Origin of the sequence: Bacillus sp. MMSF_3353 (genome assembly GCF_030733445.1) — a bacterium.
Classification (GTDB): domain Bacteria; phylum Bacillota; class Bacilli; order Bacillales; family Bacillaceae_G; genus Bacillus_A; species Bacillus_A wiedmannii.
Map to the genome: position 1 here is coordinate 249,161 of NZ_JASHJA010000002.1, position 16,064 is coordinate 265,224.

16 protein-coding genes are annotated in these 16,064 nt (G+C 36.9%); 7 read left to right on the forward strand and 9 right to left on the reverse strand.

Annotation, left to right across the window (positions count from 1 at the left end):
• Nucleotides 1–59: 59 nt before the first annotated feature.
• Nucleotides 60–2,735 carry a sigma-54-dependent transcriptional regulator gene (locus tag RBB48_RS06570; protein WP_046960087.1) on the forward strand — a complete coding sequence of 892 codons (2,676 nt, stop codon included), beginning with the start codon at nucleotides 60–62 and terminating at the stop codon, nucleotides 2,733–2,735.
• A gap of 141 nt (nucleotides 2,736–2,876) precedes the next feature.
• Here the strand turns inward: RBB48_RS06570 and exsM are convergent, their stop codons facing one another.
• Nucleotides 2,877–3,290: an exosporium regulatory protein ExsM gene (exsM, locus tag RBB48_RS06575; RefSeq protein WP_000207035.1), complete on the reverse strand. Its 414-nt coding sequence runs from the start codon at nucleotides 3,288–3,290 to the stop codon at nucleotides 2,877–2,879.
• A 189-nt stretch (nucleotides 3,291–3,479) separates the two neighbouring features.
• On the opposite strand from exsM, the gene RBB48_RS06580 reads away from it, so the two are divergent.
• Nucleotides 3,480–4,661, forward strand: coding sequence for a chromate transporter (locus tag RBB48_RS06580; protein ID WP_306007467.1), 1,182 nt, complete (start codon nucleotides 3,480–3,482; stop codon nucleotides 4,659–4,661).
• A gap of 39 nt (nucleotides 4,662–4,700) precedes the next feature.
• Here RBB48_RS06580 and chbG read toward each other — a convergent pair whose 3' ends face one another.
• From chbG to RBB48_RS06605, 5 genes are all read right to left on the reverse strand, one after another.
• Nucleotides 4,701–5,405 (reverse strand): chitin disaccharide deacetylase, encoded by a 705-nt coding sequence (gene chbG / locus RBB48_RS06585; RefSeq protein ID WP_306007468.1) that lies wholly within the window; start codon nucleotides 5,403–5,405, stop codon nucleotides 4,701–4,703.
• Nucleotides 5,406–5,453: 48 nt separating this feature from the next.
• A complete protein-coding gene (gene celF / locus RBB48_RS06590) occupies nucleotides 5,454–6,779 on the reverse strand; it encodes a 6-phospho-beta-glucosidase (RefSeq protein ID WP_000145757.1) in 1,326 nt (441 codons plus the stop codon).
• Between the two features lie 3 nt (nucleotides 6,780–6,782).
• Nucleotides 6,783–7,106 (reverse strand): PTS lactose/cellobiose transporter subunit IIA, encoded by a 324-nt coding sequence (locus tag RBB48_RS06595; protein ID WP_000989050.1) that lies wholly within the window; start codon nucleotides 7,104–7,106, stop codon nucleotides 6,783–6,785.
• Between the two features lie 183 nt (nucleotides 7,107–7,289).
• A complete protein-coding gene (gene celB / locus RBB48_RS06600; protein ID WP_306007469.1) occupies nucleotides 7,290–8,597 on the reverse strand; it encodes a PTS cellobiose transporter subunit IIC in 1,308 nt (435 codons plus the stop codon).
• Between the two features lie 16 nt (nucleotides 8,598–8,613).
• Nucleotides 8,614–8,916, reverse strand: a complete 303-nt coding sequence (locus RBB48_RS06605) for a PTS sugar transporter subunit IIB (protein WP_001023569.1) — start codon at nucleotides 8,914–8,916, stop codon at nucleotides 8,614–8,616.
• Between the two features lie 400 nt (nucleotides 8,917–9,316).
• On the opposite strand from RBB48_RS06605, the gene RBB48_RS06610 reads away from it, so the two are divergent.
• A complete protein-coding gene (locus tag RBB48_RS06610; protein ID WP_088064811.1) occupies nucleotides 9,317–10,408 on the forward strand; it encodes a polyamine aminopropyltransferase in 1,092 nt (363 codons plus the stop codon).
• Nucleotides 10,409–10,435: 27 nt separating this feature from the next.
• Nucleotides 10,436–10,807, forward strand: a complete 372-nt coding sequence (speD, locus tag RBB48_RS06615) for an adenosylmethionine decarboxylase (RefSeq protein WP_088123753.1) — start codon at nucleotides 10,436–10,438, stop codon at nucleotides 10,805–10,807.
• Between the two features lie 110 nt (nucleotides 10,808–10,917).
• Here speD and RBB48_RS06620 read toward each other — a convergent pair whose 3' ends face one another.
• From RBB48_RS06620 to RBB48_RS06630, 3 genes are read right to left on the reverse strand one after another with little or no spacing between them, the layout of a single operon-like run.
• A complete protein-coding gene (locus RBB48_RS06620; RefSeq protein ID WP_061679347.1) occupies nucleotides 10,918–11,235 on the reverse strand; it encodes a PTS lactose/cellobiose transporter subunit IIA in 318 nt (105 codons plus the stop codon).
• Between the two features lie 9 nt (nucleotides 11,236–11,244).
• Nucleotides 11,245–12,546, reverse strand: a complete 1,302-nt coding sequence (gene celB, locus RBB48_RS06625) for a PTS cellobiose transporter subunit IIC (protein WP_097889558.1) — start codon at nucleotides 12,544–12,546, stop codon at nucleotides 11,245–11,247.
• Nucleotides 12,547–12,560: 14 nt separating this feature from the next.
• Nucleotides 12,561–12,863, reverse strand: coding sequence for a PTS sugar transporter subunit IIB (locus RBB48_RS06630; RefSeq protein ID WP_048542554.1), 303 nt, complete (start codon nucleotides 12,861–12,863; stop codon nucleotides 12,561–12,563).
• Between the two features lie 223 nt (nucleotides 12,864–13,086).
• Here RBB48_RS06630 and RBB48_RS06635 point away from each other — a divergent pair, with 223 nt between their 5' ends.
• The 3 genes from RBB48_RS06635 (at nucleotide 13,087) to RBB48_RS06645 (ending at nucleotide 16,033) form a co-directional block, all read left to right on the forward strand.
• Nucleotides 13,087–14,304, forward strand: a complete 1,218-nt coding sequence (locus tag RBB48_RS06635) for a dicarboxylate/amino acid:cation symporter (RefSeq protein ID WP_048542556.1) — start codon at nucleotides 13,087–13,089, stop codon at nucleotides 14,302–14,304.
• A gap of 148 nt (nucleotides 14,305–14,452) precedes the next feature.
• Nucleotides 14,453–15,610, forward strand: a complete 1,158-nt coding sequence (locus RBB48_RS06640) for an acyltransferase (protein WP_087983964.1) — start codon at nucleotides 14,453–14,455, stop codon at nucleotides 15,608–15,610.
• Between the two features lie 42 nt (nucleotides 15,611–15,652).
• Entirely contained in the window at nucleotides 15,653–16,033 is a 381-nt protein-coding gene (locus RBB48_RS06645; RefSeq protein WP_088608291.1) for a VOC family protein, read from the forward strand.
• Nucleotides 16,034–16,064 lie beyond the last annotated feature (31 nt).

Consider the following 16,064-nt stretch of genomic DNA (forward strand, 5'->3'; position numbering starts at 1 on the left):
CACCCTTCCCATTTTTGTGTAAAATTTTAAATAGTGATGAAGTTTCGAGGTGAATAGAAATGAAACGAATAGATCTCATTTTTAACGCAATACAAGAAGGCAATTATATAGAAGGTGTAACCGCATCAGAACTCGCTACCCTGTTGCAACTAGATCGTGCCAATGTAAGTAGCGACTTAAACAAACTTGTAAAAGATAAACGTTTATTAAAAACAAATACGCGTCCTGTTCGTTTTTATATAGAAACGAACGCTTCGTTGGAAACGCATTCAAAGGAAATGACTTCATTAGATACATTTGCAATTGAAAATACAAGCCTTAAAATCGCAATCGAAAAAGCGAAAGCTTCTATTCTCTATCCTCCAAACGGTATGCATACTTTACTGCTAGGAGAAACAGGGGTCGGAAAATCTATGTTCGCTTCTTTAATGCACGAATATGCAATTGAAGTTGAACAGCTTCCTAAAAATGCACCATTTATCGTCTTTAACTGTGCCGATTACGCAAATAATCCACAGCTACTACTGGGGCAGTTATTTGGGATTAAAAAAGGAGCTTATACAGGGGCAAGTGATCAAAAAGGGTTAATTGAAAAAGCACATGAAGGGATCCTTTTCTTAGATGAAGTACATCGCCTTCCTCCAGAGGGACAAGAAATGCTTTTCACCTTTATTGACCGCGGGGTATACCGCCGCCTTGGAGAAACAGAAAACGAGCGTAAAGCACAAGTATTAATCATTACTGCAACAACAGAAGAACCAAATTCATTTTTATTAAAAACATTTACAAGACGTATACCAATGACTGTTACGCTGCCACCACTTCGTGAGCGTACACATAAAGAACGATTTGCTTTACTGCAACTATTTTTCACAAATGAAGCAATCCGTCTGCGAAAAGAAATTCACGTTAGTCCGAATGCAATGCGCGCTTTCGTCTTTTACAATTGCCCCAATAACATCGGGCAATTAAAAACGGATGTACAAATTGCCTGTGCGAAAGCCTATTCTGACCTTGTGACAAAGAAACGTGATTCTGTCTACGTTTCAAGTACAGATTTACCTTGGTATATGAAAGAAGGGCTATTCATTGAAAGAAAGAGCCGTCATCTATACCAAATACCAAATGAAACATTTATATTTACAGGTGATGAAGGTTGGAGTAATCATAAAATAGAGAATGAAAAACGTTCTTCTATTTACGATTATATTGATTATAAATACGAAGAACTTCAAGCTCGCGGTATTGAAGAAGACGAATTAGAATTACTAATAGAAAATGATATTCAAAGCTTTTTCGTACAATATTTTAACCAAATTTCTAAAAAAACAAGTCATGAAAATGTTTTTAAAATTGTGGATCGTAATATCGTTTCCGTATGTGAAAGAATTGCGGAACTTGCTGAAAAGCATTTATCTAAGACGTTTGATGAAAAAGTATTTCTCGCTTTAAGCTTACATGTACAGACAACTCTACAACGTTTGCAAGCTGGGAAACAAATTCATCACCCACAATTAAATCAAATTCGTACGAAATATAAGGACGCTTTTTCCGTAGCTATGCAATGCATTCAACTACTGGAGGACGAATTACAAATAACAATGCCTATTGATGAAGCAGGCTTTTTAACAATGTTCTTCGTTGTTGATCCAATTCCTGCCTCACAAACAGAAGTAAAAGTATTAATATTAGCGCACGGCAACGGCATCGCAACAGAAATGGCAAACGTCGCAAACGAACTGCTCGGCATCGAGGAAGTAACCGGTATCGATATGCCGTTACATGAATCGCCGAAAGATTTCTTAGAGCGTGTGAAAGTGTATATGAAAACACTCCAAAATGTAAATGGACTTCTCTTACTCGTCGATATGGGCTCTCTCGCTTATATTGGTGATATATTAGAAACTGAGTTCAAAATTCCGGTACGTGTTCTTTCCATGACAAGCACTCCACATGCACTAGAAGCAGCTCGAAAAGCTCAACTTGGCTACTCGTTAGATGCATTATATGAAACAGTGAAGAACTTAACACCGTTTTACTTAAACGTACAAGAAGAAAAGAAAAAGCCACTATCACCAATGAAGTCTGTTATTTTAACAGCTTGTTTAACTGGGGAAGGCAGTGCTTTAGCTATTCAAAAAATGTTAGAGAACTATTTGCGATTTGACAAAGACTTAATTGAAATTATTCCGATTAGTATCGTCCATGAAAAAGATTTAACGAAAATGATTGAGAACATAAAAAAAGAGCGGAATATCATTTGTATCGTCACAAATTTCGATGTGCAGGTGCCATGCTTAACATACCATTTCCAAGACATTGTAAACTACACAGCGATTCAGCCAATTCAAGAATTAATTACGTATGAAGAAACATATGCAAAAATGGCTGATATTCTGGAACAACAAATGCAGCGGAACGACGGAGCATTACTTATTAAAACAATTCGTTACGCATTAAATACAATTCAAGAATTAATTTCCTTACAGCTAACTCCTGACAGCTTAATGGGTGTGATTCTGCATATGAGCTGTATGGTAGACCGTCTTCAAAAAGGAGAAAGCCTCCTCCCTCATCCAGATAAAGAGAAACGAAGACAAGATGAGTACTGGATGTATATGAAAGTGAAAAAAGCATTACAACCAATTGAAAATACATTTGAAATACAAATACCTGATGATGAAGTGTTTTATATCATGGACTTCTTCATTAAAAATCAGCCTGTAAAAAATTAATCGAAGCAGTTTTTTAAATATATCGACCGTAACGCGAATTATATTAGCGATTTTCACAATATATCGATTTACCGACAATAACCACTAAAATTTGTACCTTATAGGAAAAAGGGCTGTTCCAAAATATGGACAGCCTTTTTTCTACTTCTTTACTTTTCTGATTCTCCCCCTGATTTCGCCCTTCTTATTCGACTTCGTATAAACATTTACATATACATTTGCCTGAATGATTTCTTGAAGTAGGCTATCAAACGCTCTCCCCTGTAAAGGCCCTTCAAAATCTTCCACATTGACTACACCGGTCACGACTCCTTCATTTACACTAATACCTTGCTTTATTGGGCCAAACAAATTTAAAACCACTGGACCAATTTGATCCGCTTTCCCTAAATGAATTTGGCATGATGTAACTTTTTCGATGTTTTTCAATATGATCCGATATTGTAATTTCTTTAAATCATCACTAAATATAAACTCTGTTACACCATAAGCTTCTGTATTTACAGGAGGTATTTCCCTCTTCCCTGTTAACCTCGCAAAGAAATGTGTTGTCATACAGGCATTCTCCTTATATAAATTTCCCAGCACTACTTCTACTACTTTATGGTTTATACATAATCATTTATGACTTTTTCAAGTTTTAATTACGAAGAAAAGATTCACATAATCTTTACATTAGAATCGTTCCTTTTTCTTTACTATCTCTTGTATAATGCACGTAGGAAAGCATTATAGGAGGTAGTTTTGAAAAATAACAAATATACTTTTCACACATTATTAGAGATTTTTCTCGTCTCATTTAAATTAGGACTTACTTCATTTGGTGGTCCTGTCGCCCATCTTGGCTATTTCCACCACGAATACATACAAAAAAGAAAATGGATGGATGAACGAAGCTATGGAGATTTAGTAGCACTATGCCAATTCCTTCCTGGTCCTGCTAGCAGTCAAGTCGGTATGGGGGTTGGATTATTAAGAGGCGGGGTATTAGGAGCTATTATTTCATGGATTGGATTCACTCTACCGTCTGTGCTTGTTTTAGTTTTCTTCGCCTCATTCCTTAATCAATTCGACCTTGGAAGTGCTGGCTGGATTCATGGACTAAAACTTGTAGCAGTCGCAATTGTTGCTCATGCCATATGGGGAATGGCGCAAAAATTAACGCCAGACCGAAATCGTGCGACGATTGCTATTGTAACTGCCGCAATCGCCTTATTATGGCCAAGTAGCTGGACACAAGTCATTCTCATTATAGTATCTGGCTTTATCGGCTGGTTTTTATATCGCAACCAACCAATTAGTCAATCTCAAAATATAAAAGTACCTATTTCAAAAACGATAGCAGTTTCTTGTCTCATCTTATTCTTCGGACTATTACTGTTGCTACCAATATTAAGACCGTTCTCATATTACATCGCTTTATTTGATAGTTTCTATCGCTCTGGCGCACTTGTATTTGGAGGCGGACACGTCGTGCTACCCCTTCTTGAAGGTGAGCTCGTACAAAACGGAATGATGACGAAAGAACAGTTCCTAGCTGGATACGGATTAACACAAGCCGTACCAGGTCCACTATTTACATTCGCTTCTTATATAGGAGCTGTGTTAAACGGGACGCTTGGGGCAATACTCGCAACAATTGCAATCTTTCTTCCTGCTTTCTTGCTCGTTATTGGTGTTTTACCATTTTGGGACAGTGTGAGAAAAATATCTTACATACAAGGCGCACTACTTGGAATCAATGCAGCTGTTGTCGGTATTTTATTAGCAGCTTTTTATGATCCTATTTGGACGAGCACAATTATGAACGCTGTAGATTTTGTTTTTGCATCTCTTCTATTTTGCTTGCTCGCTTTTTGGAAAACACCACCTTGGGTTATCGTTATACTCGGAGCCTTTGGCGGATATATCCTATCGATTTTGTAAATAAAAAAACGACGGCATTATGTAGCCGTCGTTTTTCTATTAAAACTTCACAAGTTCTATTCCTTCAGGCAACTCGCTCTCTGTTAAAATACGCAATTCTTTCACACGATCCATTACGTAAGAAGAACGCTTCACAAGCTCTGGATCAATATACGCTGGATGAACCATAATTTCTACCGTTTGTTCACCTTGTACTCTTTCTTTTAACTTCACAAAGTAATCTTCCGCCACACCATCCGCGTAAAAGTCACTGTAAAACACGTCAGAAAACGGGCGTACTGCTCGCTCTTCCTCACAACGACGAATTGGAACATTATATGTAGCCGCTAATCTCTCAAGAACATCGTGCAAGATCGGTAATCCATGCACGTGATGATGACTATCTAAATGAGTTGGTTTTAATCCGTAAGATAGGAATTTCTCAATTTGAGCAGTCCATTCTCTCTCAACTTCTTCTGCATTTAGCTTCCCTTCCCATACGACGCTTTGTTTATGAAACAATCCATCGCTATTTACAAGTGATGGTACGTCTCCAAGAAGAGGTTTCCCTGCCGTTAATACGAGATGTACGCCTACTCCGAGTAGGTTATATTCTTTTGCTAAGCGTACCGCATGCTCTGTTCCTGGCATATTCATCATCATCGTCGTTGAATTTACAAGTCCATTTATATGTCCATCAATAATGCCGTAATTTGTACCTTCTGTAAGACCAAAATCATCTGCGTTTACAATTAACTTAATCATCGTAATACCTCCTAATAGAATAAAAAAAGCGGGCTAAATAGCGCCGCTTTATTTCTCTACCTTTTTAAAGAACTGCGGAAGATATTCTTTATGTGCTTCCAACATTTCATCTAAAATTTGTTTTGCAACTTTATCTGATGGTACAAGTGGATTAATTGTCATAGCAAGCAGCGCTTTATGATAATCTCCTGTAACAGCAGCTTCAATTGTTGTGCGCTCAAATGATTTAATTTGTTGTACTAAACCGCGAACTGGTACGGGAAGATCTCCGACCGCAATTGGTTTTGGACCCTCTTTCGTAATAATACAGTTCACTTCAACAGCAGAATCATGCGGTAAGCTTGCAATTGTTCCATTGTTTCGTGTATTAACAGGCTGGATATCACCTTTATTATTGTAAATAGACGTAATTAAGCTACATGCTGCGTCACTATAATAAGCGCCGCCACGTTTTTCTAATTGTGGTGGTTTAATATCTAAGTTCGGGTCTTTATATAACTCGAATAAATCATCTTCTAATTGTTTTACTACTTCTGCACGTGTACCTTTTTCAACCGAAGCTTCTTTCTCTTCTTCTAACATTTCACGTGTTTTGTAGTAATAACGATGGTATGGACATGGAATTGCACGAAGACCGCGAATAAAGTCTGGCTCCCAGTTAAGTGCTGCAATATTTTCCATCGTAATTTGCTTTTCTGGATCTGTTACAAGCTCTAACACACGATCCATTACACTTACGCCATCTAAATATACGTCTAGTCCGTATACCATATGATTTAAACCTGCAAAATCAACGTGTACACGACTTGCATCTACTTCAAGTAATCTTGCAAGACCCATGCGGATTCCGATTGGAACGTTACATAGACCAACTACTCTTTGAATATTTGTATAACGAAGGACAGCTTCTGTTACCATACCAGCTGGGTTCGCGAAGTTAATTAACCATGCATTCGGACAAAGCTCCTCCATATCCTTACAAATATCTAAAATAACAGGAATCGTTCTCAGCGCTTTGAATAAACCACCAGGACCATTCGTTTCCTGACCAATTACATCATATTTTAATGGGATTGCTTCATCTTTTGCACGAGCTTCTAATAAACCTACGCGAAGCTGCGTTGTTACGAAGTCAGCATCTTTTAATGCTTCACGGCGATCAAGTGTTAAATGTACCTCGATTGGTAAACCAGATTTTTTCACCATACGCTTCGCTAAGTTACCAACGATTTCTAATTTTTCTTTTCCTGCCTCAATATCTACTAACCAAATTTCACGAACAGGAAGCTCATCATAACGTTTAATAAACCCTTCAATTAACTCTGGTGTATAACTAGATCCACCGCCGATTGTAGCAATTTTAATTCCAGTCATGCTTTATTCCCCTTTCGCTTCTAACTTTTTATAAAGATCAATAAATTCTGCTGCTAATTCTTTTACTGTAATCGCATTCATTAAATGATCTTGTGCATGAATTAAAAGAACACTAATCTCTGTTTTTTCTCCTCTTGCTTCTGATTGTATGAGCTCTGTTTGGAAATGATGCGCTTCATTAATCGCTTCTTTCGCCTTCACCATCGCTTCATCAGCCTCTGCCATTTTCCCCTGTTTGGCAAATTGAAGTGCCTCCATTGCAAAGCTTCGTGCATTACCACTATTTAAAATTAATTGGAATGGAATTTGTTCTGCTGTAGTCATCATAATTACCGCCCTCTCTATTATGGTTCAACCGATTGAAATACCCCTTCAGTTTGAACATTTCTATTACATTATTATTTTATGAATGATAGTTTGGTGTTCTTGTAGATGGATTTCATCTTTTTGAACATGATATAAAGGTAGTTGTTCTCACAGACAATCTTATCTGCGAGAACAACCTTTATGTTACATAGGTACAGAGTTGTTATTTCCTTGTGCTGCTGCTTTTTCAGTACGAACAACAGAACGATCGCATAATACAACAAATGGATAATAGATTACCATCGCAATTACAAAGTTGAATAACTGTAGGAGTGCACCTGAAAGATGTCCACCTGTTACAAGATAACCACTAATAATTGGTGGTGTTGCCCATGGAATCATCCCAACTGTTTTTGGTACCCAGCCAATAGATATAGCTGTATAAGAAGTAATTACTAATACAATTGGTGTTATGATAAACGGTAAGAATAAAATTGGATTTAAAATAATTGGTGTACCAAAGATTACTGGTTCGTTAATGTTAAATGCACCAGGACCAATTGATAAACGAGATACACTGCGTAATTGTGCACTTTTCGCTACAATTAACACAACTACTAAGAACGCTAATGTTGCACCAGAACCACCAAGATATACGAAAGTATCAAAGAATGGTTTTGTAACAATGTTTGGAACATCAAATGCAGATGTACCACCTTTGAATAACTTCATGTTTTCCTCTAATGCCGGTAAGTATAATGGCTCAATAATACCACCAACGATATTTGGACCATGTAAACCGAAGAACCAAAGAAGATGAACAAGGATTACAATGATAATTGCACTTGGTAATGTCCCTGCTAAACTTTGCAGTGGTGATTGAATCGTATTAAAGATAAATTCATGAACACTTGTACCAGCTAAATTCACTGCTAATTGAATACCTGCAACTACTGTTAAGATAACAAATGCTGGAACTATAGCTGCGAACGATCTTAAAACTGCTGGTGGTACTCCATCAGGCATTTTAAATGTAATGTTTCTTTGTACAAAGAAACGGAATACCTCAGTAACAAGGAGCGCCACAATAATTGCTACGAATAACCCTTGTGCACCTGTCCAAGCTAAGTTCAATCCGCCTTCTTTCGGTGTTGTTGGCGTAAGAATAATTAACGCACCAAATGAAATAATACCTGCTGACAAACCATCAACGCCGTAAGATTTTGCTAAGTTATAACTTGTTGTAAATGCTATGATTAGTGCTAGAATTGCGAAAGAACCAGTCCACATTCCACCGCCAACTTGTTTCCACGTTTCACCAAACAAACCTTTCATAAACTCTTGGAAAGCTTCAGACGGAAAACCATTAATTAGTGATGCCAATGCACCAACTAAGATAAGTGGCATAACTGCAATAAATCCGTCACGGATCGCAGCTAAGTGACGTTGCGATCCGATTTTACCAGCGACAGGAACAATATATTTCTCCATGAATGCAATAAACTTTTGCATTTCGCTTCCCCCCTAATTATTTTTTAAGTGTTAACGCGTGATCTAAAACTGCTTCTCCATTCATCATGCCGTAGTGCATTGGATTGATAACGTCGATTCCAACGTTTCTCTCATCAGCAAGCGTTTTCATTGAAGAAAGCATGTAACGAACTTGTGGTCCTAGTAATAATACATCTGCTTGATCGATATTTGTTTTTACTGCATCCCCAGATACAGCCCAGATCTTTCCTTCTAGACCGCGAGCTTTTGCAGCCGCTTCCATTTTTGTAACTAGTAAACTTGTAGACATCCCTGCTGAGCAACATAATAAAATATTCATTTGAAAATCCCCCTTGTGTAGTATAAAAAATTTATGTTTATTTATTTTTCTTTACGCTATTTATTAATGCAATTAGCGTGCCAACTTTTTAAAACCACTAAAATCAGCACTTTTTCGACTGTTTTCTTTGTGTGTTAACGCTTTCAATTAGTGTGTCACCTAAAAAACACACAGTGTGTTATAAAACAACACGCTTTTAACACATAACTGTATGAAAATAGATTAGTGTTTAGTTGTCTAGTTGTATTTAAAACAAAAAATACACTAAAAAAATTTTTTGCGCGTGAAAATCTAGTAAAAATAAACCTCTCTTCAATACACTCTTCTATCTATTGTCCAAGCCAACTCTACTAAATTACATAGAATAGAATAAAATAACACAATTCGAAAGGGGATTCCTATGCCAAAACATAGAAAACAGAACAAAATAAAGATTTATAGAATAACAAGCTATAAAAAAGACAAGCGCTCTGAATTAGACTCTGATAAATTTGAACTAGAACAACAGGAAATGGAAAATAAACAGGACAAGCAAGATAAACAGGATAAGCAGAACAAACAAGAACAATCGGAAAATGTAATCATAGTACCCACAAATTCACACAGCTTAGATATATGGGATGAAATTTCTCTTAAAGAAATACAAGCTGGTGAGCATACAAATTTATTTGCAGAACAAAGTAATTATCAAAATATTACTTTGTTACAAGTAAGTGACGTCCGTTTATATTTGGACAAGCAATTACAATTTAGTTCCGTCGATGAGCAAATTTATCATGAAGCACTTGTTCATCCAATTATGTCAAAGGTAATTGATCCAAAACGTGTTCTTATATTAGGTGGTGGCGATGGTCTTGCTTTACGAGAAGTTTTAAAATATGAAACTGTGCTACATGTAGATCTTGTTGATTTAGACGAGGCAATGATTAATATGGCACGTAATGTTCCGGAAGTAGTTTCTTTAAATCAAAGTGCATTTTTTGATAGTCGTGTAAATGTACACGTATGCGATGCAAAAGAATTTCTAAATTCTTCTTCCTCTCTATACGATGTAATTATTATTGATTTTCCTGATCCAGCAACAGAAGTTTTAAGTACTTTATATACAAGCGAACTTTTTGCTCGGATAGCTACATTTTTAACAGAAGATGGAGCATTCGTCTGCCAATCTAATTCACCTGCTGATGCACCTCTTGTATATTGGAGCATCGGTAACACAATCGAACATGCTGGATTGACTGTGAAAAGTTATCATACAATCGTTCCTTCTTTCGGAACTGACTGGGGATTTCATATTGCTGCTAACTCTGCCTATGTACTCGATCAAATTGAACAATTATATGTTGTGCCAACTCCTCGAACATTACCTTCTCTTCTTGCTCCTTTGTTTCAATTTCAAGAAGAACATTTAGAACAACGTAATCTCGCTCTTTTAAACTCAGAATCAAACCTTATCCTACATCAATGTTACAAAAAAGAAATGGAGTTTTGACGATATTATAGTGAGGAGTGCTACTTTATGGAATACTCTACTTTCGGTAAGCATATAATAGTAGATTTATGGGGAGTGGACTTTTCTTTATTAGATGATGTTCACTTTTTAGAATATCATTTAGTTACTGCTGCTGATCGCTCTGGTGCCCATGTTTTAAACGTAAGTACAAAAGAATTCGATCCGCATGGCGTTACTGTTTTAGTTTTACTATCTGAAAGCCACCTTTCTATTCACACTTATCCAGAAAAAAACTTTGCAGCCATTGACTGTTATACGTGTGGTACGACCGTTGAACCGCAAATAGCGATTGATTATATCGTAAGTATATTAAAACCAAATGAGATGCATATAAAAAAGCTAATCCGTGGTATAGGGGAGATTGTTACTACCGATTAAATATCACTCTTACTCATTTGTAAAAAGGAGGATTATAAATACCATCAGTGGAACGAACACTCCACTGATGGTACAGACACATACATAAAAAAACCTTGCATACGCAAGGTTCATTCCGATACTGACATCTTCCTATATAATTCTACAAATTCACTCGCTAATTCCTTCACCGTAATCGCATTCATTAAATGATCTTGCGCGTGCACCATCAGAAGGGTAACCTCGGTCTTTTCACCACCGGCTTCTTTCTGTATGAGCTCCGTTTGCACACGGTGCGCCTCTTTTAATTCCTCTAACGCTTCTTGTAATTTAGCTTCTGCTTCTATAAATTCTCCACGCTTTGCGCAATCAATTGCTTCCATTGAACAACTTCTCGCATTTCCCCCATGCAAAATTAAATGAAAAGCCTTCGTTTCTATCGTATCCATTTTAGTTCTTTACTCCCCCTTTTCTTCCGCCAACTTTTGTTTATCCCATATTTTTAAGAACGGTAAATAAATGAAGAATGCAAGCGCAAAATTAACAAGTTGTAACACAACACCTGAAATTTTCCCGCCTGATCCTAAATATCCACTAAAAAGAATAGGTGTCGTCCAAGGTACAGCAGCTCCGCTCGGACGGGCAACTAACCCCCATTCCATCGCAAAGTAAGAAACAATCGTTAACACAACTGGAACCAATATAAATGGAATTAGTAAAATTGGGTTCATGACAATCGGCATACCAAAAGTTACCATCTCATTAATATTAAATATACCAGGTGCAATTGACAATCTCCCTAAACTTTTTAATTGCTGACTTCGTGCAAACAATAACATTCCAATAACTAAAGCAAGTGTCGCACCAGATCCGCCCATATAAATCCATAAATCAAAAAACTGTGCAGTAATCGTATTTGGTATATCTTGCCCTGCTTGGTAAGCAACTCGATTTTGATCCATTAACGACAACCAAACCGGACTCATTACACCACCAACAATAGTAGCTCCATGAATTCCACATGACCAAAGAACATGAACGAGAATAACAGCTATTATTGCGCCCCAAAGACTAGCACCAAGTACACTAAGTGGTTCCTGTAAAATTTGCCCCACAATATTATGGATACTGCCAAAAGAAGTATTTTCTATAATTAAGCGTAAAATCCAAATAACCGTTACAACAATAAATCCTGGAACAAGTGCGGCAAATGAACGTGTCACAGCTGGCGGAACTGTCTCTGGCATCTTTATAATTATCTTTTTTTGTACAATAAACCGATAAAGTTCAGTAGATATAAGTGCAATAATCATTGCTACAAATAACCCTTGGCTTCCCATTAATGCAGCTGGGATAGCACCTTCTACAAGTACACTCTCTTTTGTACTTGGTATAATATATGCAACTTGAAATGGCGTCGCAAGTAAAAACGTCACAAGCGACAATGCCCCGGATGCTAAAGCGTCCACTTTATAATATTCTCCAAGTCTGTAAGCGATTCCAAAAACAGCTATTAAAGCCATTATATTAAAAGTTGCACTAACTGGATACCCTAAAGCCCTCTGCCAATCCCCCCCAAACAAACCTGCCATAAAATCATTATAACCTGGTATTGGTAAAGCACTAATGATGAGGAAAAATGATCCTATAATTAAGAAAGGCATCGTCAATACAAGTCCATCACGAATCGCTAGCAAATGCCTCTGTTCTGCAACCTTCCCCGCTACTGGCATCACATATTTTTCTAAAAACCGTATCATCTATCCCACACTCCTCATGGTTTCATTAACAAAGCTGCTTGCAAGATAGCTTCTCCATTACAAAGCCCGTAATGGACGGATTGAATGACATCAACAGGTATTCCCTTCTCCTTACATAATTCTTTCATTTTCGGTAATAAATAACGTACTTGCGGTCCTAGTAAAAGTACGTCAGCTTCATCTATGTGACTATTTACTTCAGAACCTGATACAGCCCAAATCTTTACCTCTATCCCTTTTGCCTCTGCTGCTTTCTCCATTTTTGTAACAATCAAACTGGAAGACATTCCCGCTGCACAGCAAAGTAAAATATTCATCCCTTTTCCCTCCCCCTTTTTCCAAACCTAAGTTACGGTGCATCCTTTGCCACCACTAGGTTACAAATATATATGTCTAGATTTCCTGCTGTATGCCGAGCTTAAAAACAAAAATTTCTCGGTTTTCACGCTATTCCATCTATCATTATTCTCCTAGTAAAGAGGACTCTAACTCGCTATAATAATTCAGTATGATTTTTTTAATTGATAGGAGGATATATTTATGAAGGCATATCGCTTTCCACTTATTTTATTATCTTCTATCCTAATTGGTGGTTTCATTGGTTATTTCATGGGTGCCGATGCAGTTGCTTTAAAGCCGCTTGGTGACATTTTCTTAAACTTAATGTTTACGATTGTTGTACCTTTAGTGTTCTTTAGCATCGCGTCATCTATTGCTAATATGGATGGATTAAAACGTTTCGGTAAAATTATGTCTAGTATGGCTGGGACTTTCTTATTTACAAGTATTTTAGCTGCTATTTTTATGATTATTGTCGTGAAAGTATTCCCGCCAGCACAAGGTGTTGTATTAGAACTAACACAACCTGACAAAGCTGAAAAAGCGGTTAGTGTTGCGGATCAAATTGTTGGTATTATAACAGTATCTGATTTCTCGAAGTTACTATCTCGTGAAAATATGTTAGCTCTTATTTTCTTCTCTATTTTAATGGGGGTTGCAACTTCAGCAGTTGGTGAAAAAGGAAAGCCATTCGCTACATTCTTACAAGCTGGTGCAGAAATTTCAATGAAAGTTGTATCTTTCATTATGTACTACGCTCCAATCGGACTTGCTGCTTACTTCGCGGCATTAGTTGGTGAATTCGGACCACAACTTCTTGGAACTTACTTCCGAGCAGCAATGGTATACTATCCAGCGTCTCTAATTTACTTCTTTGTATTCTTCACGTTCTATGCATACCTTGCGGGTCGCAAACAAGGTGTACAAATATTTTGGAAGAACATGGTCTCTCCTACAGTTACATCACTAGCAACTTGTAGTAGTGCTGCTAGTATTCCAGCGAACTTGGAAGCAACGAAGAAAATGGGTATCTCTTCTGACGTTCGTGAAACAGTTGTCCTTCTTGGATCTACACTTCATAAAGACGGATCTGTTTTAGGTGGCGTATTAAAAATTGCTTTCTTATTCGGTATTTTCAACATGGAATTCGAAGGACCGAAAACATTAGCAATTGCACTTGTTGTTTCTCTATTAGTAGGAACAGTAATGGGCGCTATTCCAGGTGGTGGTATGATTGGTGAAATGTTAATCGTTTCTCTATACGGCTTCCCGCCAGAAGCATTGCCAATTATCGCAGCAATTAGTACAATCATTGACCCTCCTGCAACAGTGTTAAACGTAACAGGAGATAACGCTTGTGCCGTAATGACAGCTCGCCTTGTAGAAGGTAAGAACTGGATCAAAAATAAATTTGCTTAATGAATAGAAAGAGGATGCTCCAACCGAGCATCCTCTTTTTTTGTTGCTAATCCATTCCGCCACAAATTTGTTATAATCTTCACAAATATTCCACACTCATTATCCATTCTCCGTACTATAATCATGTATGGAAAAGGAGATGGATCTAATGACTCAAAGCGCACCAGAATTTAAAGTTTTGCAAAGCATTGCATTCCTTGCTGTCGTTTTGCAAAGTTCCTTATTATATACAATGAATCAAGGAAATGTTTTACTTGAGCAATCCCTCATTATGGGCATGCTATTTAACCTTGCAAAATTCTCAGCACCTGCATTCATATTTATCGTCGGCTTTCACTTAATTCGGCAATATACGAAGCAACTGGCCTACACAGAATATATTTATGAAAAAGCCGCACATTTACTCATTCCTTATTTCTTCTGGTCTATTCTTTACTTATTAACAACAAACGATATGATTACACTACAAAGCGGAATCAAAAGTTTATTACTCGGAACAGCCGCGCCCCATCTTTGGTACGTTATTATGATGTTCCAAATTCACTTATTGTTCCCTTTGCTATGCACACTATTTTATTGGTTTCAAAAACGAACAGAAAATAAAAAAGACATATATAAATATATGACCATCTTTGCTTGTCTATATTTCCTCTTAATGTGGTATTCTTCCCACTACATTTTTAATGGAGAGAAATTGACTAGCTCAACCATTTTACATTATACAGATCGTTCCTTCTTCTTCTACTCATTCTATTTCGTCATGGGAGGAATCGCTGCTGTCGCACTAAAAGCGTGGCGTACATTTGTCATGAAACATATCCCGCTTATAACAATGTTATTTTTCGTCTTATTTCTATTCATCAATTATGAGTTATTTAGTTTTTACGGAGCAAACTCTATTCATTTAACCGTTTCGACTTATTTAAAACCGTCTATGTTTTTATATATCGTATGCGAAATTATTATACTTTACGTGCTGTCTATTACAATCGTACAACGACGAGGTTTCTTATATAAAGCTTTACGATTTATTGGGAGTTACACGTATGGTGCTTATTTAGCTCATTTTTTCTTCTTGCAACTATGTACAAAATTTCTTTCTTTATTCACACTGCAAGAAAACACAATATTATATAGCTTATTATTATTTACAATAACGGCCACAATCTCGATTTCAGCAATGGTCATTTGCAGTACACTACCATTTCATACATGGATTACAGGGCCTTCCCCTACGACAAATATGAAATGGGCTAAGATTGTACTTCGGAAAAATCACGAAAAAGTATTCAAACCATATCTTTGATATAATAGAATTCCATACAAGAAAAGAAAGTAGGACACACCTATGATTAATCAAATTGGACAAATTATGTTATATGTAAATAATCAAGATGAAGCAGTACAATTTTGGACTGAGACAGTAGGATTCCAAATTATTGCGGAAGAAAATAACGGACAAGGCTTTCGCTGGATTGAAATTGCACCAACGAAAGAAGGAGGCACAAGCATCGTCCTTCACGATAAAGCGTTAATTGCGAAGATGCAACCTGAATTAAACTTAAATACACCTTCACTTATGTTCTTCTCTAGTAACTTAGATCAACTGTATAAAGATCTTTCTGAGAAAAACGTTACAGTTGGACAAGTTGTAGATTTACCTACAGGTAGAGCATTCAACTTTGCTGATAATGAAAACAATTACTTTGCGGTAATGGAGCGTAAATAAAAAAGAAGCTATCCTAAAAAAACGGATAGCT

What these genes read in the sequence shown, in the direction of transcription:
- RBB48_RS06635 (WP_048542556.1), top strand. Translation starts at nt 13,087, where the DNA reads ATGAAGGCATATCGCTTTCCACTTATTTTATTATCTTCTATCCTAATT.
- exsM (WP_000207035.1), bottom strand. Translation starts at nt 3,290, where the DNA reads ATGACAACACATTTCTTTGCGAGGTTAACAGGGAAGAGGGAAATACCT.
- RBB48_RS06605 (WP_001023569.1), bottom strand. Translation starts at nt 8,916, where the DNA reads ATGAATATTTTATTATGTTGCTCAGCAGGGATGTCTACAAGTTTACTA.
- RBB48_RS06645 (WP_088608291.1), top strand. Translation starts at nt 15,653, where the DNA reads ATGATTAATCAAATTGGACAAATTATGTTATATGTAAATAATCAAGAT.
- RBB48_RS06630 (WP_048542554.1), bottom strand. Translation starts at nt 12,863, where the DNA reads ATGAATATTTTACTTTGCTGTGCAGCGGGAATGTCTTCCAGTTTGATT.
- celF (WP_000145757.1), bottom strand. Translation starts at nt 6,779, where the DNA reads ATGACTGGAATTAAAATTGCTACAATCGGCGGTGGATCTAGTTATACA.
- celB (WP_306007469.1), bottom strand. Translation starts at nt 8,597, where the DNA reads ATGCAAAAGTTTATTGCATTCATGGAGAAATATATTGTTCCTGTCGCT.
- celB (WP_097889558.1), bottom strand. Translation starts at nt 12,546, where the DNA reads ATGATACGGTTTTTAGAAAAATATGTGATGCCAGTAGCGGGGAAGGTT.
- RBB48_RS06640 (WP_087983964.1), top strand. Translation starts at nt 14,453, where the DNA reads ATGACTCAAAGCGCACCAGAATTTAAAGTTTTGCAAAGCATTGCATTC.
- speD (WP_088123753.1), top strand. Translation starts at nt 10,436, where the DNA reads ATGGAATACTCTACTTTCGGTAAGCATATAATAGTAGATTTATGGGGA.
- RBB48_RS06570 (WP_046960087.1), top strand. Translation starts at nt 60, where the DNA reads ATGAAACGAATAGATCTCATTTTTAACGCAATACAAGAAGGCAATTAT.
- RBB48_RS06595 (WP_000989050.1), bottom strand. Translation starts at nt 7,106, where the DNA reads ATGATGACTACAGCAGAACAAATTCCATTCCAATTAATTTTAAATAGT.
- RBB48_RS06620 (WP_061679347.1), bottom strand. Translation starts at nt 11,235, where the DNA reads ATGGATACGATAGAAACGAAGGCTTTTCATTTAATTTTGCATGGGGGA.
- chbG (WP_306007468.1), bottom strand. Translation starts at nt 5,405, where the DNA reads ATGATTAAGTTAATTGTAAACGCAGATGATTTTGGTCTTACAGAAGGT.
- RBB48_RS06610 (WP_088064811.1), top strand. Translation starts at nt 9,317, where the DNA reads ATGCCAAAACATAGAAAACAGAACAAAATAAAGATTTATAGAATAACA.